Consider the following 16,274-nt stretch of genomic DNA (forward strand, 5'->3'; position numbering starts at 1 on the left):
GGAGGTTTGAAATGGTTAAAAAAGCTAACAAAGCAGAGCAGATAGATACTGAAATTCCGGTACTGGGCAAGGCCAAGATACCTTCTCCGCTTAAGCGGTGTGTCTTTATCGAAGATAAGGAACGGACCTTGGTCAACCTTGCAGAAGAGGAGATGGATTCATCTGCCGGCAATGATGTTTATCAGGAATTCGAAAAAGCCGGACCAAGGGCTTTTACCTATTTCGATCCTTCAAAGACCAAATGTGCAGTGGTGACCTGCGGTGGCCTTTGTCCCGGCTTGAACGATGTTATCCGTTCCATCGTTCTTGAGGCTCACTACCTGTATAAAGTTCCGTCCGTGCTGGGTATCAAGTTCGGTTTGCAGGGATTTATCCCCAAGTATGGACATGATGTTGTAGAACTTACAGCCGATACAGTAGCAAATATTCATCAGTTCGGCGGAACCATCCTTGGTTCTTCCCGTGGTCCGCAGGACCCGGAAGAGGTAGTTGATGCCCTTGAACGGATGAATATTTCAGTGCTGTTCATGATCGGCGGTGACGGTACCATGCGGGCTGCCCAGAAGATTGTGGAAGAGATTGAGAAAAGGAAGATCAGGATTTCCGTTATCGGTGTTCCCAAGACCATTGATAATGACATCAGCTTTGTCACCAAGTCCTTCGGCTTCGACACTGCTGTAGATAAGGCCACCGAAGCTATTCAGTCCGCACATGTTGAATCCGTGGGTGTGGTCAACGGTATTGGGCTGGTTAAGCTTATGGGCCGTGAGTCCGGCTTTATTGCCGCTCAGGCCACCTTGGCACTCAAGGATGTGAACTTTGTGCTCGTTCCCGAGCACCCCTTTGAATTTGACGGGGAGTACGGTTTGCTCCGTTCCCTTGAAAAGCGTCTGGATGAACGCCAGCATGCAGTTATTGTCTGCGCTGAGGGAGCCGGTCAGGAACAATGCGAATACACCGGGGAAAAGGATGCATCCGGTAACCCGGTGCTCTGCGATGTCTGCACCCTGATCATCCGCCGTATCAAGGACTACTTCAAGGATGTGGGCAAGGACATTACCCTTAAATTTATCGATCCCAGTTACATAATCCGTTCTGTTCCGGCTAATGCCAACGACTGCGTTTATTGCGGTTTCTTGGGTCAGCATGCGGTCCACGCGGCCATGGCCGGGAAGACCGGAATGGTTGTCAGCCGCTTGCAGGCCCGCTACGTGCATCTGCCGCTGAATCTGGTAACCATCAAGCGCAAGAAGTTGAACATCAAGTCCGACTATTGGCGTGCCGTCCTTGAATCCACCGGTCAGGGACATCTGCGCAATGACATGGAGAAGGATATTTGTGAAGTATAGTTCACTTTTTAAGTTATTAAATTTGATCCGACCTGAGTAATCAGGTCGGATTTTTTATTGTGTATGTTCCAGAAAGAAAACGCAGTCTTGTTCTGTTAAATCTTCTTAAGGATAAATCTTATGGATTTAAATCTGAATGTATTAATCAGTTTTTAAATTCAGACTCAGAGTTAAGTGTGTATGGATGTGACCCTGATAATGTAAAAAAATTACTAGATGTTAAAACTTTCAGAGTGTTCTTTAAGGAGCCATTTGATAGCTCTCGGTCGAGATGGGATGTTGTTTTTGGTTCTTTTTATGGGGATAGCTCTCGTAGGGAGCAACTTGCAATAGAGATTAGTTACTTCTTAAAAGAAATCGAATTTGCTTTGGTTAAGTTAGATTTTGACGAAGACAAGGAGTTAATTTTTTTTAAGAATGTATATGAAAATTTGAATCGGTATCGCTATGGGGTAGAGGATGAACTAAATACATTGTTTAGCCTTTTGTGGGGATTGTTTGCCGCATGGTCGTGGATAGACGGCTATTCAGATGATGACTTCGTCTGTAAGAGAATTGATTCGTGTTAATGAAAGCCTCTGGAACATATTATTCCAGAGGCTTTCATTAATTGTAGAAGCTAAGCTTTAGGCGTTCTTAGCCTGATCAATAACGTACTCAATGGCTTCTTCCATGTTTGTTACGTCACCGGCAATCTGGGCCTTGAGCAGTGATTCGCGGATGATACCGACACCGGGACCGGGTTTGAGTCCGGTGTGCTGCATGATCTCGTTACCGTTAAGGAAGGGATCAAGTGCTTCTTCGGGGATATCAGCACGCTCAAGCATTTTGATGTTGTGGTTGAATTCCTTGTAGGTGGTATCGCGGGCTTTGATGTCAGCGCGAACCATCTCGATGAGACGGGGATATTCATCCAGAGCCTTGAACTTGCGGATACCCTTGTCAGTGAGCATGAAGTGAAAACGCATGTGGTTGCGTACCAGATCGCAGATCAGGTCCACATCTTCTTGAGGGAAGTTGAGGCGGGTCAGGATTTTTCTGGTCACTTTTGCGCCAACGCGGTGGTGCTGCAGGAACTGCCAGCGTCCGTCCACTTCTTCTGCGGTGTAAAGTTTACCCACATCGTGGAACATGCAGGCTACCACGCCGAACCAGTCATAAGGAAGTTCTTCGGGGTAGAGGCGCATGACGTCGAGGGTGTGGGTGAAAACGTCTTCAGTCTCACCGGTCTTGCTGTTCTTAACCTGAGTCAGGCGGGAGAGAGCGGCAAGTTCGGGAATCAGGCCGTGCAGGAGCATGGTTTCAAAGAGCAGGGAAACGAAAACGTACATGTTTTCAGCTTCGACCTTGCGCCATTCGTCCATGATTTCAGGCACGGGCACGTAATCGAGAATACGCTTGCAGGAGCGGATAATCGCGATTTTAGTATTGGTTTCAATGGGCAGGTTGTAGTTCGCTGCAAAACGCAACGCCCTGATACCCATGAGGTAATCTTTTTTGAGGGTCTGGTCCGGGATACCCAGAAGGCGGACTTCACCGCTGCTGAGTTCAGCGAATCCTTCATAGGGGTCCTGCGCCTTGGGGATGTAAGGGCAGGCAGCGGACATGGGGATCTGGTGCTGTTTTTCCAGAGCCTTGAGCAGCCTTGGAGTCATGCGGGATACGCATTCTTCAGGATGCGAAGAGTTGCTGGTTTCAGAAGTGTAGAAATAAAAGGTGTTGCCACCTTCTTTCAGTACTGCAGTGACACCTTGCTGTTCTGTTGTCTGAACGTTGGGAAAAAGCTTGGCCAGCCTTTTGAAATCAAGCTCGGTGGAAATATCCAGTTCAATTTCTTCGCCTTTATCTTCGATGGTCAGCTTCTGAAGTCTTTCATTAATAATGTAAGCATCATAGCCGTTACGCATGATGGTTTTACAAATCCCCACCGCGTCCTTGAAAGGTTCGCTCATTAAAATCTCCTTATCAAAAATAAACCGTCTGTTGTCTTAGCAGCAGATGCAGATCAACTATATAAAATTATTAGTTTTTACCTTTGCACAACAGACTTATTCACTGTCTGTTAAAGAGGTCATACTATTTTTTTGCCACTAAGGAAATGGCTTATAACCCGTCCTTTCAAGGTTTGTCCGCGGAAAGGAGTGTTTTTACCTTTGGAGTGCATTGTGCTGGAATCCAGCACCCATTCCTCGCTGGGATCAAAGAGGAAAAAGTCAGCGGGATCACCTTCCTTGAAGCTGTTCAAGGGCAGGTCGAAAGTCTCGCAGGGGGCGGTGGTCCACATGCGGATGAAATCATCAAAGGTGATTTTTCCAGAGGCTACCAGCGACCAGGTCAGGGCAAGGGCGGAATCCAAGCCTGAGATACCGCAGGGCGCGTGCATGAATTCCACTTCCTTTTCATGGGCCGCGTGAGGCGCATGGTCGGTGGCAAACATATCGATGGTTCCGTCTTTGATGCCTGCCAGCAGGGCTTCCACATCATCTGCAGTGCGCAGGGGCGGGTTAACCTTGGTGTCCGAGCTGTAGCCGTGCAGGGCATCTTCGGTGAGCAGCAGGTAGTGGGGGCAGGTTTCAGCGGTGACGTTGACTCCGCGTTTTTTGGCCCAGGCAATGAGGTCCACGGATTTACGGCAGGAGATATGGGCCAGATGAATGTGCAAATCAAGATATTCAGCCATGAGCAGGTCCCGGGCCACCTGTGATGCCTCGGCAACATCAGGCTGTCCGGCAAGGCCGAGCACGGATGAAACTTCACCTTCATTCACCCCGGCAGCAGGTGCAAGGTAGGGATCTTCGCAATGGTCGATGATGGGCTTTCCGGTGTCGGAAGCATATTCCATAGCCCTGCGGAAAAGCTCACTGCTTTTGACTGGAAGACCGTCATTGGAAAAAGCTGCACATCCGGCCTCAGCCATCTCATGCATGGGAGTAAGTTCTTTGCCTTCCAGCCCTTTGGTCAGAGCACCGATGGGAAAGAGACGCGGTCCGCCTTCAGGAAAAGCGGCTTTGGCTTTACGCAGCATTTCATCGGTAACAACAGCGTTATCGTTGACCGGATCGGTATTCGCCATGCACATGATATTGGAAAAACCGCCGTGCACGGCAGCTTTCAGACCGGAAGCGATGTCTTCCTTGTATTCAAAACCCGGTTCACGCAGATGGACATGGACATCGGTCATGGAAGGCATGAGCAGCAACCCTTTAGCTGCTACAACTTCCGCACCCTCGTACATGGTATCGGAAGAGGGGATTACATCTAAAATTTTACCGTCAGCAACAAGGAGATCGACTTCTTCGCCTTTCCATACTGCCTTGCGGATGACAAGTTCAGGATGAGTCATGTTTAATTCTCCTTATTTTTTACGGGTGAGGTAGAGGAAGAGCAGAGCCATGCGTGTGGCGACGCCGGATGCGACCTGATCAAGCACGAGGCTGGCTTCGCAGTCGGCAAGCTCGGAGTTGATTTCAACCCCACGGTTCATGGGGCCGGGGTGCATGATCTTTACTTCCGGCTTGGCCAGTTCGATCTGCTTGTGTCCCAGACCGAAGTAATTGGAGTATTCGCGGAGGTCAGGCAGCAGGCCGTCCTGCTGGCGTTCCAGCTGGAGGCGCAGGCACATGATGGCATCCACGCCTTTGCATGCTTCGTTGATGTCGGTGTAGACCTCGGCATCCCATTTTTTGATGGAAGGCGGCAGCAGGGTCCGCGGACCGCAGAAGCGGATCTTGGCGCCCATTTTGTTCATCAGGATCAGGTTGGAACGGGCTACACGGCTGTGAGCAATGTCGCCAAGGATGAGTATAGTTTTGCCTTCAAGGGAACCCCATTCCTGATAGAGGGTGAAGCCGTCCAGCAGGGCCTGAGTAGGGTGGGCGTGGCGGCCGTCACCTGCGTTGATGATGCTGCAATCGAGGCGCTCGGCCAGAAATTGTGCGGCACCGCTGGCCCAATGTCGGATGACAATGCCGTCTGGATTCATGGCCTGCAGGGTCAGGGCAGTATCCTTCAGAGTTTCGCCTTTGGTCAGGCTGCTCCCGCTTTTGGCAAGGGAGAAGGTGTCGCAGGAAAGACGTTTCCCGGCCATGTCAAAGGAGGTCTTGGTTCTGGTGCTCGCTTCGGCAAAAAAAAGGACCACACTATGGCCTTTTAAAGTCGGTACCTTTTTTACCGGACGGGAGTTGATTTCCTGAAAGTAGGTAGCAGTTTCAAAAACGTGCTGCACTTCCTCTTTGCTAAGCTGGCTTACGTCCAGCAAGTCCTTATGTCGCCATTCCATAGGATTTCCTCTCGGTTGTGGTGCGAAAAAATATTAAAACAAAAGATCTTTAAGATGGGCGGGAACCGTTGCGTAAACGGCCCGTTTACCCTTTTCCAAAGATCCGTATGAGTCATCTATCTTCAGGGCCTTGGCGCTGTTTGTGGTCACAATGGCCAGCGCTTCAGCCGAGGATAAGGAAATTTCAATGTTTTTAAGCAGGTATTCCAGCTCGTTCCACATGGATAAGTCATAGTTGGAAGCGATACTGTCCGTACCCAGACAGGTGTTTATACCAGATTTCAGGATCTTTTCCCACGGTGCACGGCCTTCACCGATGTATGTATTGGAGCGGGGGCAAAGGCAGACATTGACCCTGCGTTCAGCAAGGGTGTTGATGTCATTTTCATCAACCCGAACACAATGAACCGCAAGGGTAGATTCATCAAGCAGACCGAGGAAGTCGGCGTATTCAACTGGGCGTAATCCCTTGTTACCGCAGTCGGCCAGCAATCCGGCTCCTTTGAGCATTTCGGCAAATTCACCAGTGCCGGAGGCTACGATTTCATCTTCTTCCGCGTTTTCTGCAAGGTGGATGGGGTAGGGCAGTCCGGCTTCGTCGTTAGCTTTCTTTACTGCCTGTATAAGTTCAGCCCCGGTGGAATAGAGAGAATGCCCGGACCCGGCAGCGCGACCGTAGGTGAATTCTTTTTGCGGGAAGAATTTGGCTCCTTCTTTAGGATTTTGCGTCCCGATGGCCTCGCAGCAGGCATAAAACCCCATGGACAGCTCATCCATAATCCCAGCAACCTGTGCGCAATTGCGGGTGGAAATGTCCACGCAAAAAGCGGTGCCGTCTGCACGCATTTGTTGCACTGCGTCGCGAACAGCTTCCGTTTCAAGGTCATAGAGGGGATTGGAAAGCAGGGATTTGATCCAGTTGGTGAATCCCTGCTCCTGCACGGTCCTGCCTTTCAGGTGGGAAAGTTCAAGGTGGACGTGCGCGTTGATCAGGCCAGGGACGATGGTCACATCGCCAAGGTCTTCAACTTCACCTGAAAAATCATCTTTAAGCGCAGACCATGTTCCTGTTTCCAGAATCCGGTCTCCGTTGTGGATGAGGGCGAAATCTTCTATAGTCGAATTTTCACCGTGGGCCATTGTTACGGCTCTAGCCGCTCTTATGCATTTGTTCATGGGCAAAAAAATGCCGGACCATTATGGCCCGGCAGGAATAGTTATTTTTTAGCTTTGGGGTCTTCAAAGAAGACGTAATTGGTAGCGTAGTCGCTGAATTCAAAATAGACCTTGTTTTCACCGGGGTCTGCTTTGCCATTCAGGTTGGCATCAAGAACGCCGTAACCGAATCGGTAAGGGCGTTGTACTCGCTCCTTGGTGCCTGCGGCAGTGGAAAGCTTGTCGATTTTTACAAATCTTTTAATCAGCTTGCCGCCGGAATAGATTTCAAGAACACCGTTTACCCCGGTCCAGTTCTGGATAGAACGACCGATGCGGTTCTGGGTTTCCTGAGTGCATGCGCTGAAAACAGCGAGAGAAAAAAGCAGGATGAATGTAAGGATCAGGCTGTTCTTTTTCATTTGGTTCTCCGTTTAAGAGGTTGCTGTCATCAGGTCAAACGGGCAGTTCATACATGTTTTTTTCTGGAATGCAAAGCAGTGCGACTATAATCATTCCGAAGCCGGGAGCCAGAGGTAATGGAATCCGGCTTTGGGCGGAATGAGGTTTCCGGCATCAATGTTGATCAGGGCCGGAGATAAAGCCTGAGATGATGCAGAGTTATAAAGGGTGTCGTTGGGATAGCTCTTGCGCTTGTATGTTATTACCCGTGAATTTTCGTCAATTCCGGCCAGTTTGCAGGCCTCTTTCACCGCATCAGGAAGGTAGCCGAGGCTGTCTACCAGTCCTGCTTTCTTGGCTCCCTGTGCGCTGAACACCTGTGCAGTAAAGATGGTTTTCAACTGATCATCAGAGATGGAGCGGTGTTTCTTGACCAATCCCTGAAAGCGGTCTGCGTAATCTTTGATAATATCGTCGATGATTTTCTTCTGTTCCGGGGTGTCCGGCTTGAAGGGGAAGCCCATATCCTTGTTGCGTCCAGATTTGGAGACCTCCACGGAGACACCTATTTTATCCATGAGTCCGTCTACTTTGGGGCGGATAAAGATAACACCGATGGACCCGGTCAGAGTGGTCGGATGGGCCATGATGTGGTCTGCTGGAAGGCTGACGTAATAGCCTCCGGAAGCCGCTACATCCATCATATTAACAACAACCTTAGCTCCGGTCTCTTTTTTGAAGCGCAGGATTTCATTGTAAAGGATATCGCTGGCGGTGACTGAGCCGCCGGGAGAATTTACTTTGATCACCAGTGCTTTGATGTCTTCGTCCTCGGTAGCAAGTTTAAGCCGTGAGGAAACTTCCTGCACCAGACTGGGGGAACTGCCCAGCAGTCCGCGCTTGCCTTCATCGGATATGGTGCCGTCAATGGAGATTACAAGAACCTTGTCTTCTCCTTCGCCCTGCAATTTTTTTTCAAGCAGGGGATCAGTTCCGTCCGGGAACAGGTTCATCCGTGGCTGGCAGCCGCAAAGAGCGATTGATGCAAGAATGAATATGGTCAGAAATATTTTTTTCATGGGTAACTCCTTTGGTTACCCGGAAAGTAGCAGATGGGGATGTTTAAATAAAGGGTGCGTTGAGCACCCTTTATTTAACTTTATTTTGTCTTTGTGGATTTGAAATGAAAAAATGTATTGTTCAAAATATTATTCTCGCAACACATCGACTTTAACTTGAATTGCACCAAGGTGGTAGGCTGTGTGAGCGAGAACTCCGGCTGCACCCCATGCGGCTTTTTGATCATAAGCTGATTTATGGGTAATGGCTTCTTTCAGTTGCTTAAATCCCTCATCCAATTTCTGTATTAGTTCCTGCCATTCCTTTTCAGTCACTTCAGATTTAGCCCAACTTTTATTCCAATCATATTCAATGTCACGCTCTCCGTTTATCCATTCTATGAAAGCGTTAAGGGCGAACTCTACATGCAGAGCATGGGTTGCCACAGATGTTCCGGCAGCAGGAGTGGATGCATTTTCTGATGAAAGAGATCGCAAAAGATCGAGTAGGCCAGTGGGGCCAGGTTCCAGAAAGGCGCCATTTTGAGATGCTCCGGTGAAGCACTCACAAATAATCTTTAGTGTTTCATTAATTATCGTAGTTGCGGGGAGTTGTTGATTGTTATTCATCGAGTAATTACCTCATGTTTGAGATGATTCCTATTAATATCAAAGTTCTTGATTAGCAGCAAAAGGAAGTAATAATTAATCGATTTTTGCATATAAAAAACGTCCGGCACTAATTAGTGCCGGACGTTTTTGTGCATTTATTAATGCTGATTATCTCTCATACATCGCCAGCTTAACCCCAAAGACTACAAATACCGACCCTAATGCACGGTCCAGCCATCTTTGCAGCTTCTGGCTTTCACGTAATTTTCCGGTGATGCGGTCTCCCGCATAGATTAGCGGCGGTTCCACAAATGCTGCGGTAACGATGATCAGTGTGCCGTGAAGCATGAGCTGGGCCCAGACCGGTCCGGCACCTTCAACTACGAATTGCGGCAGGAAGGCGATAAAGAATGTCGCAACCTTAGGATTGAGCAGGTGGATAAACATGCCTTGCTTGAATATGGCGGAAGGGGCTAATTGATTAGAGTTTTTGCTGATATCCAGCGGGCTGCCTTTGGAGCTGAAAGCACCTATGGCCAGCCAGAAAAGATAGCCTACCCCGACCCATTTTACGATGGAAAAAGCGGTGGCTGATGCGGCAATAATGGCGGCAAGCCCCAAAGCAGTCAGAATTACATAGAGAAACGCTCCGGACCAGATTCCGAACATGGCCGCGAATCCGGCTTTTCTACCTCCGGTAACGGTATGGCTGAGTATATAAGCCATGTCCGGACCGGGTGCGATGTTGAGCAGCAGGGCGGCTAATAGAAAGGTTGTCCAGTGGGCAAGATCGTATTCAAACATGATTGAACCTCGTTGAGTTGAGAATGCAGAAAAAGCACAGCACAAAGAGTGCGTGCTGCAATAATCAAGGTTCTGTTTTTGGCGCGGGAAACAGGACTGCCATTTCAGGCGAAACGGCGGATATGTCGGTTGACGATATTTCAACCGATAGATTAGGTCAAGGTAATTGAGGGTGAATTTCAATTACGCAAAACCCGGTCCGCTTGCAATAGATCACAAGTGACCGGGTTTTAAATATGGCACCGCTTTATCTTATAAAGCAGTAAAAGATGAAAATCCGAATATTAGCGGGACATGCGTGCGAGCTGTCTGCGGTATTCGGGGGAGATTTCAAGACGCTCGATGTGGCGCAGGTCCACGAGAGAGCTTCTCATTTTTGCACGGTTGGTTTCGCGGATTGCAGCCACGGTCCAGACGGGAAGCCAGAGACCGAGGGTCGCAATGGTCAGCACTGCGTGTAAGCTGTGGTTTACTGCGCCGCCGTTGCGTGCTGCGCGGGTAGCTGCCCAAGCCTTGATGGTTCCTATTGCGTACATATTATATTCCTCCAAAAAAAATTGGTTCAATTTGCGTTGTTCACAATTCCCACCTATGCCCGAGTCCACTGCAAGTCAACAGCTGGCAATGCAAAACTTAGAAATACATAGCAAATAATGTTCACTATGTTTCTGGGTGTCATAGTTAATAAAAATCAGTGTCTTATGTTTGTTTAGACAAGCTCTGGAAGGGACTGTGTCGGGATTCAGACAGCGTTGATTTTGAAATCAATACGTTGGTGAAAAATTTCTCAAGCGTGTCTTGTGGGTACACGCTTTTACAATATTGGGATCAAGATTGAATCATTATATAATTGAAATATTGGAGATAATTTTTAAAATAATTAAAAAAATATCAATTTTGTAAAATTGCGGACAAGAAAACAAATGGTCGGGATAAAGGGGAATCTATTATCCTGTACTGTTCATTTTGATGATGTGATACAAGTGTTAATGTAGTAGTGATGTGTTGTTTATGTTGTAGAGGTTCATACAATATCAATATTAAAAAAAATACATTAGATATACATAAAAGCTGCTTTTGTTAGAAGAGAAAGCAAAAACATGTGAACTAAATTCATGTTTTTAAATAAAACGGCGATTATTTGGTGTGTTGAATGATGTTTTGCTGAATAAAATTCAGGTGATTTTGGCGGGGTGGGTAAATGATTTTTAAAAATCAAAAGCTGAACTATCAATAAGGCCCGTATTTGTCTTAAACATATCCCCAACCCCGGCAACTTTGGGCAGTCCGGTGATCTGTTTATCCACTTCAAAACGTGGGGTGAAAGGGACATTGCGCTTGAGGGCGTTTTTCCAGTTGTTTTCTCCTTTAGCAAGGGCAATGTTGTCTGCGCCGATGGGATCAAAATTCAGGGCCACGGCATTCTCTGGAGAATTGAGCATGTCCACCACAACCCTATATGAGTAGTCGATGATTGAGCGCAGGTAAGCTTGGCGGAAAGCCGGGACTACCTTTTTTGAAATTTTCAGGGATTTGCTCACAGCCTTGTATTCCAGAAGTCCTATGGTCTGGTGAAAGACCTTTTTCTTGAACAGGAAGCTGTATTTTTTGGCATCCATATGTTTGCGCAGATTGAAGTCCGCATCCTGATTGGCTTTGCGGAATAGGCGGGCTGCTTCCTGCGCTGACCAGTCAACCTGATCATCTGCCAGCATTTCTATGTAGACATGGCTCAGCCTGCCGCCGGAACGGGCCTGCTGCATGAGGTTGGGTACATAATAGTTGTGGGCGATGATATCGGCCGCCAGATGGGAAAGGTAACCAAGGGAATATGCTTTCAGGTGTTTATCATTGGATTCATTGAGCAGGTTGAACCCGGTCTGCCAGTTGTGGCTGTGCAGCCGTTTGGCCTTGCTTCCTTTGCCGATGAATATGTCCGCACTTAAGCAGCCGTAAAGGAATAAGGCTGAGTTGGAGAGCAACAGTTTAGCCACACCGTCGGAAAGGATTACGGTATTGGAAAGTACCGCATTGCCGATGGCCATATGCACACCCGGTCCCCAGGCAAAGCAACTGGCGGCAAAGCCCAAGACCAGCAGAACAGTAAAGAATAAAATCAGAGTCAGTTTTCCCATACCTATAAAATAAGCTTCGCTTCGGGGGAGGTCAATGAGTTCCGCTTAAAGCAACGGGGCGACTAACCTTGCAGCACCTTCAACGGTATCGCGGATCATTCCCACCGGAACAGTTCCTTCGCTACTGACGTCGATAAGCCCCTGAACCCAGTCACTAACAGGCTTAACATCAGCTTCGGAATAGGCAAACATGACTATTTCATAATTGAGAAACAAACTGCGCATGTCCATGTTTGCCGATCCTACAACCGCCAGCCGTTCGTCTACTACGATTACTTTGGCATGAACCATATGCGGGTATTTAACTATTCTACCGCCGCATTGCTCCAGATCGCGAAGATGGGTTCCCCGGGCAAGGTCGGCCAGTTTATGGTTTGATCTTGCCGGGACTACTACCCGGACATCCACCCCTCGCAAGGTCGCCAGACGCAGGGCCTGCGCCAGTGCTTCATCGGGTACATAGTAGGGGGTAACGATCCAAAGCCGTTTTTCAGCAGTGAAGGCCGCAGTAAGCAGGGCATCGTGTACCGGGTCACGCGGTACGTCAGGTCCGGACGGTACAACCTGCATGACCCCATCTCCGCTGATTGCCGAGCCTTTGGTGCAGGGCGGAATGATATTTACTTTTTCCCCATGGGCAAAGAGCCAGTCTGATTGGAAAACTTCGATGTAGTGGCGAACAGCCGGACCTTGCAATACAAATGAAAGGTCGGTCCAGCGATCTTCACACGGCTTGGGGCCGATGTATTCGTTGGCAATATTTGTTCCGCCGGCCAGCACAATTTTCTGGTCGGCTATGGCTATCTTGCGGTGGTTACGAAGGTTGCTGTTGCCGTGGAACGGTGCCCGGAAAAGGGGCATAAAATAAGCAACCTTGCCTCCATTATCGATAAGTTTTCTCAGGAATCGGCGGGTGGTGAACATGGAGCCGATATCATCCAGCAGCAGGCGGACGGTGACTCCTGAAGCTGCCTTGTTAGCGAGCCGCTCCACAATGTCCTTGCCTACCTCGTCACGGGAGAGGATGAAGGTTGTGATCAGGATTTGGTGCTCAGCATTTTCAATGAGCTTGACCAGTTCATTGTAGATGTCGATACCCGTGGGGCAGAGTCGGACCTTGTTACCGCTGGTTGCACCGGGAATTCCGTATTCACGCAGCATGGCGTCGATGGGGTCGGCTTCTTCAGCGGGAACGGTTTCCTGTACTTCAAGGTGGATGTCTTCTTTGGTGTGGGCGTCCCGTTTGAGCTTACGGCCTCCGAAAATGAGGTAAAAGGGAACACCTACGTAGGGTACAAAGAAAATTGCCAGCAGCCATGCAAAGGCTGCCGAAGAGGTGCGCTGCTTGCGCAGGATGGACATAACCAGAATTGCTGCCAGCAGAAAACCGCCTACCACCGCGAGGTGACCAAATAAGAGATTCCATTCCATGTCAGTTCCTGAAGATGGTTTAGTCATTTATTACCGAGTCTTGATCAAGTCTGATAACAACTTAGCAGTATTTCAATTGCAAGGTAAACAATTAAACGGGGCCGGAATATGAGTCGTTTCCGGATGTGCAAATGTTTGTGTCATTAATGCTTTCTTTTTGGTATCCTTAAAGATAAATCCTTGGTGTATTGTTCTTTATACTGATCTAATATATGATTATATGTGTTGTTGCTGATTTTATTGCCGCAGGGGAAGTTGATTTTCCGATGGTAGCAGGCGTCAGTTTCTGAGTTGTTTTTGTGAGTTTTTATTTCTCGCCCGGAAAAGGGTAATATTGAGGGAGTTTCTTAATGGGGTCCAGCAGTCCTAACATCAAGTCCTTTTATAAGGGGCAGGAAATTTTCAAGGAAGGACAGGAGAGTTCTGTCGCCTATATGATCAAAAAAGGCGCAGTGAATATCTACAAAGTCCAGAATAATGAAAAGATCATTCTTGCCCGTCTCGGGGAAGGTGAAATCTTCGGTGAAATGGGCATTATCTCCAAGGGATCCCGTTCTGCAAATGCCGAAGCCGCCGAGTACTGCGATCTCGTCATCCTTACCGATCAGATCATTCTCAAGCTTCTGGACCAGTGTCCGCGTACAGTCCAGTATATGACCCGCCTGCTGGTTAAGCGGCTGGCCCGGACCGGTGAAATGATTTCAGCCAAGGGGCATCGCAGTAATTTTACCAGTATCTGCAACATCCTTGATCTTGCCTACCGTACCCATATCAGCATGGACCGGGAACAGGCCCGCAAGGAACGAAACCATGATCTCGGGCTTGATTACACCAAGCTCTGCAAGATCATCCGCAGTATCATTCTTGTTTCCCAGAGCGAAATTGATGCCGTAATCAGCAAGCTTAAGAGCTTGAAGATTATCGATGCCATTGATCTGCGTACCGGAAAAGCCTTTCCTGACCGCTTTATCCAGATTTCCGACCCTGACAATTTTCTGGAAGTCGCCAATAACCTTTTCAAGGAATTGCAGCAGACCGCTTACACTCCCACATCTGAATTGCAGATTGTGGACATCTATGAAATTTCTGAAATGCTGGAGAGTGATCCTAAGATCATATACAAAAAGATCTCACAGGAAGATTTTCCGGAAACCATGTTCATGTTCGATCGTAATAAGGTCAGTGACTGGGCGTCTGAAAAAGAGCCGGATTACTTCAGCAAGGTTAAGAAAAAGAAGAAGTCCATCGAAGAGCTGGAGGACATCGAAGACATCGTCTACGTGGACAATGCCACTCTCAAGGAAGTGTTCACCCGTCTTGGCTACCATAAGCTAGGCGTGCTGATGAGCATTGCCGAGGATGACGCCCGTAAGAAGATTCTGGCTAACCTCGCCAAGAAGATCGCCAAGATCGTGCAAGATGAAGTCCGTGAAAATGTGGATGAGACTGAGGCCGAAGATGTACTCACCGAACTTTTTGAAATGGTTCGGGAAATTAAAGGAGGAGGGGATAAGAAGTGAATATAGCCACCATAATCGGTATATTCTGCGGTATCGCCATCCTCATGGTCGCCACTTATACCTCTACTGATTCAGTGGGTGTGTTTATCAATATTCCCGGTATCGCCATTGTTGGCGGGGGAACTATTGCCTCCACTTTTATCTGTTACCCTCTGCGTGAAGTAATGCGCGTGCTCGGGGTTTTCATGATGGCTATGGGGGCAGATGAGCTTCCCCTTGAAAACTACATCAAAGTTATTGTGGGACTTTCCAAGGATGTTTCCTCCAAAGGCGAGGAGCACCTTGAAGGCAGTCTCAAGAATATTGAGAACGATTTTTTGCGTGAAGGGTTGCAGATGCTTGTGGACGGTTATTCCAAGGAAGAGATCAAAGAGATTCTCGATAACCGTATCCAGCAGTATCACGAGCAGGAATACAGTGCTGCCGGGATTTACCGGACCATGTCCACGCTCTCTCCGGCCTTCGGTATTATCGGAACCCTGATCGGTCTCATCGCCATGATGCAGGGCATGGGCGCAGATATTGCCGCTATCGGTCCGGCCATGGCGACAGCCTTGACCACCACCCTTTACGGTGCGCTTTTCGCCAACATGCTTTTTATGCCTATCGCCATTAAGGTTGAGAAGCGAATTGATGAGATTACCCTGCTCATGCGGGTTATCCGCGACGGCATCCTGTTCATCAAAGATAAGACCCCGTCTGCTATCGTTATGGATAAGCTCAAGGGTTACTTGCCCCCGCGTAAGTGGGCTACCGTTAAGGCTAAGAAGTAGGCGGAAAAATTTATGTCGGATGATTTTAGTCTGAAAAAGCCTGCACAGGGCGGAGAAGAGGGCGGCTGGGCCCTGACTTTGGCAGATATGATGACTCTGCTGCTCTGTTTCTTCGTGCTTTTGCTGGCTATCGCCGATGTGGACCAGAAAAAGTACAAGGATGTTTCCGATTCCCTTGCTTCGGCCATGGGCGTTGATGTGCCCCCTAAAGGCGCGAATGATACTTATGAAGGCGCTCCGGTTGCCCGCAGGGTGATCAGCGACGAGCAACGTAATATTTTTGAAATGCAGCTGGAAATGGCTCGGTTGGTGGGCCGTGAATCCGATGCGTTGAAAATTAAGATGCGTCCTGATTCCGTAGCCATTGTGCTCAAGGGCGGTTTCTTTTTTCCCAGCGGTAAGGCTGACCTGACCAAGGGGGCCAAAAGGGTGTTGGCTAAGATTGCACCCACTCTTGCCAAATCACCTTATGACGTAGTGGTCGAAGGTCATTCCGATAACATTCCCATGCGTTCAAGACAGTTTCCATCAAACTGGGAGCTTTCATCCGCGCGGGCCAGTGCCGTTGCCCGCTATCTTCTCAATGCCGGGTTCAGCAAGGACCGCATCAAGGTGCTGGGTATGGCTGATACTGCTCCTGCCTATCCCAACATAGATGAGAATGGCAAAGCCATTCCTGCCAACCAGAAGCGCAACCGTCGGGTTGTCTTGTTGGTTTATCCGCCTAAGAATAAATAAAAAAGGGGATCGGTAACC

General features: G+C 48.5%; 16 protein-coding genes. 5 read left to right on the forward strand and 11 right to left on the reverse strand.

All coding sequences use genetic code 11. The features are described 5' to 3' along the window. Positions 1 to 11 precede the first annotated feature (11 nt). Positions 12 to 1,349: an ATP-dependent 6-phosphofructokinase gene (locus ACO05Z_RS20165; protein WP_421903985.1), complete on the forward strand. Its 1,338-nt coding sequence runs from the start codon at positions 12 to 14 to the stop codon at positions 1,347 to 1,349. Positions 1,350 to 1,408: 59 nt separating this feature from the next. Further along, entirely contained in the window at positions 1,409 to 1,918 is a 510-nt protein-coding gene (locus ACO05Z_RS20170) for a hypothetical protein (RefSeq protein WP_421903986.1), read from the forward strand. A gap of 57 nt (positions 1,919 to 1,975) precedes the next feature. Here the strand turns inward: ACO05Z_RS20170 and ACO05Z_RS20175 are convergent, their stop codons facing one another. The 11 genes from ACO05Z_RS20175 to ACO05Z_RS20225 all read right to left on the reverse strand — a co-directional run bounded on the left by ACO05Z_RS20175 (position 1,976) and on the right by ACO05Z_RS20225 (position 13,225). Next, positions 1,976 to 3,301, reverse strand: coding sequence for an HD domain-containing protein (locus ACO05Z_RS20175; RefSeq protein WP_421903987.1), 1,326 nt, complete (start codon positions 3,299 to 3,301; stop codon positions 1,976 to 1,978). Between the two features lie 119 nt (positions 3,302 to 3,420). Next, entirely contained in the window at positions 3,421 to 4,692 is a 1,272-nt protein-coding gene (locus ACO05Z_RS20180) for a dihydroorotase (RefSeq protein ID WP_421903988.1), read from the reverse strand. Positions 4,693 to 4,704: 12 nt separating this feature from the next. Continuing rightward, the gene (locus tag ACO05Z_RS20185) at positions 4,705 to 5,628 is read right to left on the reverse strand and encodes an aspartate carbamoyltransferase catalytic subunit (RefSeq protein WP_421903989.1); all 924 of its coding nucleotides are present in this window, start codon (positions 5,626 to 5,628) and stop codon (positions 4,705 to 4,707) included. A gap of 33 nt (positions 5,629 to 5,661) precedes the next feature. After that, entirely contained in the window at positions 5,662 to 6,804 is a 1,143-nt protein-coding gene (locus ACO05Z_RS20190; RefSeq protein ID WP_421903990.1) for an amidohydrolase family protein, read from the reverse strand. A gap of 41 nt (positions 6,805 to 6,845) precedes the next feature. Further along, entirely contained in the window at positions 6,846 to 7,205 is a 360-nt protein-coding gene (locus ACO05Z_RS20195; protein WP_421903991.1) for a hypothetical protein, read from the reverse strand. A 90-nt stretch (positions 7,206 to 7,295) separates the two neighbouring features. Beyond that, positions 7,296 to 8,264, reverse strand: coding sequence for a signal peptide peptidase SppA (sppA, locus tag ACO05Z_RS20200; RefSeq protein WP_421903992.1), 969 nt, complete (start codon positions 8,262 to 8,264; stop codon positions 7,296 to 7,298). 129 nt (positions 8,265 to 8,393) lie between these two features. After that, positions 8,394 to 8,873: a hypothetical protein gene (locus ACO05Z_RS20205; RefSeq protein ID WP_421903993.1), complete on the reverse strand. Its 480-nt coding sequence runs from the start codon at positions 8,871 to 8,873 to the stop codon at positions 8,394 to 8,396. A gap of 150 nt (positions 8,874 to 9,023) precedes the next feature. Continuing rightward, positions 9,024 to 9,659 carry a LysE family translocator gene (locus tag ACO05Z_RS20210; protein WP_421903994.1) on the reverse strand — a complete coding sequence of 212 codons (636 nt, stop codon included), beginning with the start codon at positions 9,657 to 9,659 and terminating at the stop codon, positions 9,024 to 9,026. A gap of 284 nt (positions 9,660 to 9,943) precedes the next feature. Continuing rightward, on the reverse strand, positions 9,944 to 10,195 hold the full coding sequence (locus tag ACO05Z_RS20215; protein ID WP_421903995.1) for a hypothetical protein: 252 nt from the start codon (positions 10,193 to 10,195) through the stop codon (positions 9,944 to 9,946). A 672-nt stretch (positions 10,196 to 10,867) separates the two neighbouring features. Further along, positions 10,868 to 11,794 (reverse strand): zinc dependent phospholipase C family protein, encoded by a 927-nt coding sequence (locus ACO05Z_RS20220; protein WP_421903996.1) that lies wholly within the window; start codon positions 11,792 to 11,794, stop codon positions 10,868 to 10,870. Positions 11,795 to 11,839: 45 nt separating this feature from the next. Beyond that, complete coding sequence (locus ACO05Z_RS20225) at positions 11,840 to 13,225, reverse strand: phospholipase D-like domain-containing protein (protein ID WP_421903997.1); 1,386 nt, start codon at positions 13,223 to 13,225, stop codon at positions 11,840 to 11,842. A gap of 350 nt (positions 13,226 to 13,575) precedes the next feature. Here ACO05Z_RS20225 and ACO05Z_RS20230 point away from each other — a divergent pair, with 350 nt between their 5' ends. From ACO05Z_RS20230 to ACO05Z_RS20240, 3 genes are read left to right on the forward strand one after another with little or no spacing between them, the layout of a single operon-like run. After that, positions 13,576 to 14,745, forward strand: coding sequence for a cyclic nucleotide-binding domain-containing protein (locus ACO05Z_RS20230; protein WP_421903998.1), 1,170 nt, complete (start codon positions 13,576 to 13,578; stop codon positions 14,743 to 14,745). Beyond that, on the forward strand, positions 14,742 to 15,518 hold the full coding sequence (locus ACO05Z_RS20235; RefSeq protein WP_421903999.1) for a motility protein A: 777 nt from the start codon (positions 14,742 to 14,744) through the stop codon (positions 15,516 to 15,518). Before ACO05Z_RS20230 ends, ACO05Z_RS20235 begins: the two co-directional genes overlap by 4 nt. A gap of 12 nt (positions 15,519 to 15,530) precedes the next feature. Further along, positions 15,531 to 16,256 carry an OmpA/MotB family protein gene (locus tag ACO05Z_RS20240; protein WP_421904000.1) on the forward strand — a complete coding sequence of 242 codons (726 nt, stop codon included), beginning with the start codon at positions 15,531 to 15,533 and terminating at the stop codon, positions 16,254 to 16,256. Positions 16,257 to 16,274 lie beyond the last annotated feature (18 nt).

The sequence above is a fragment of the Maridesulfovibrio sp. genome, assembly GCF_965230075.1.
Taxonomy (GTDB): domain Bacteria; phylum Desulfobacterota; class Desulfovibrionia; order Desulfovibrionales; family Desulfovibrionaceae; genus Maridesulfovibrio.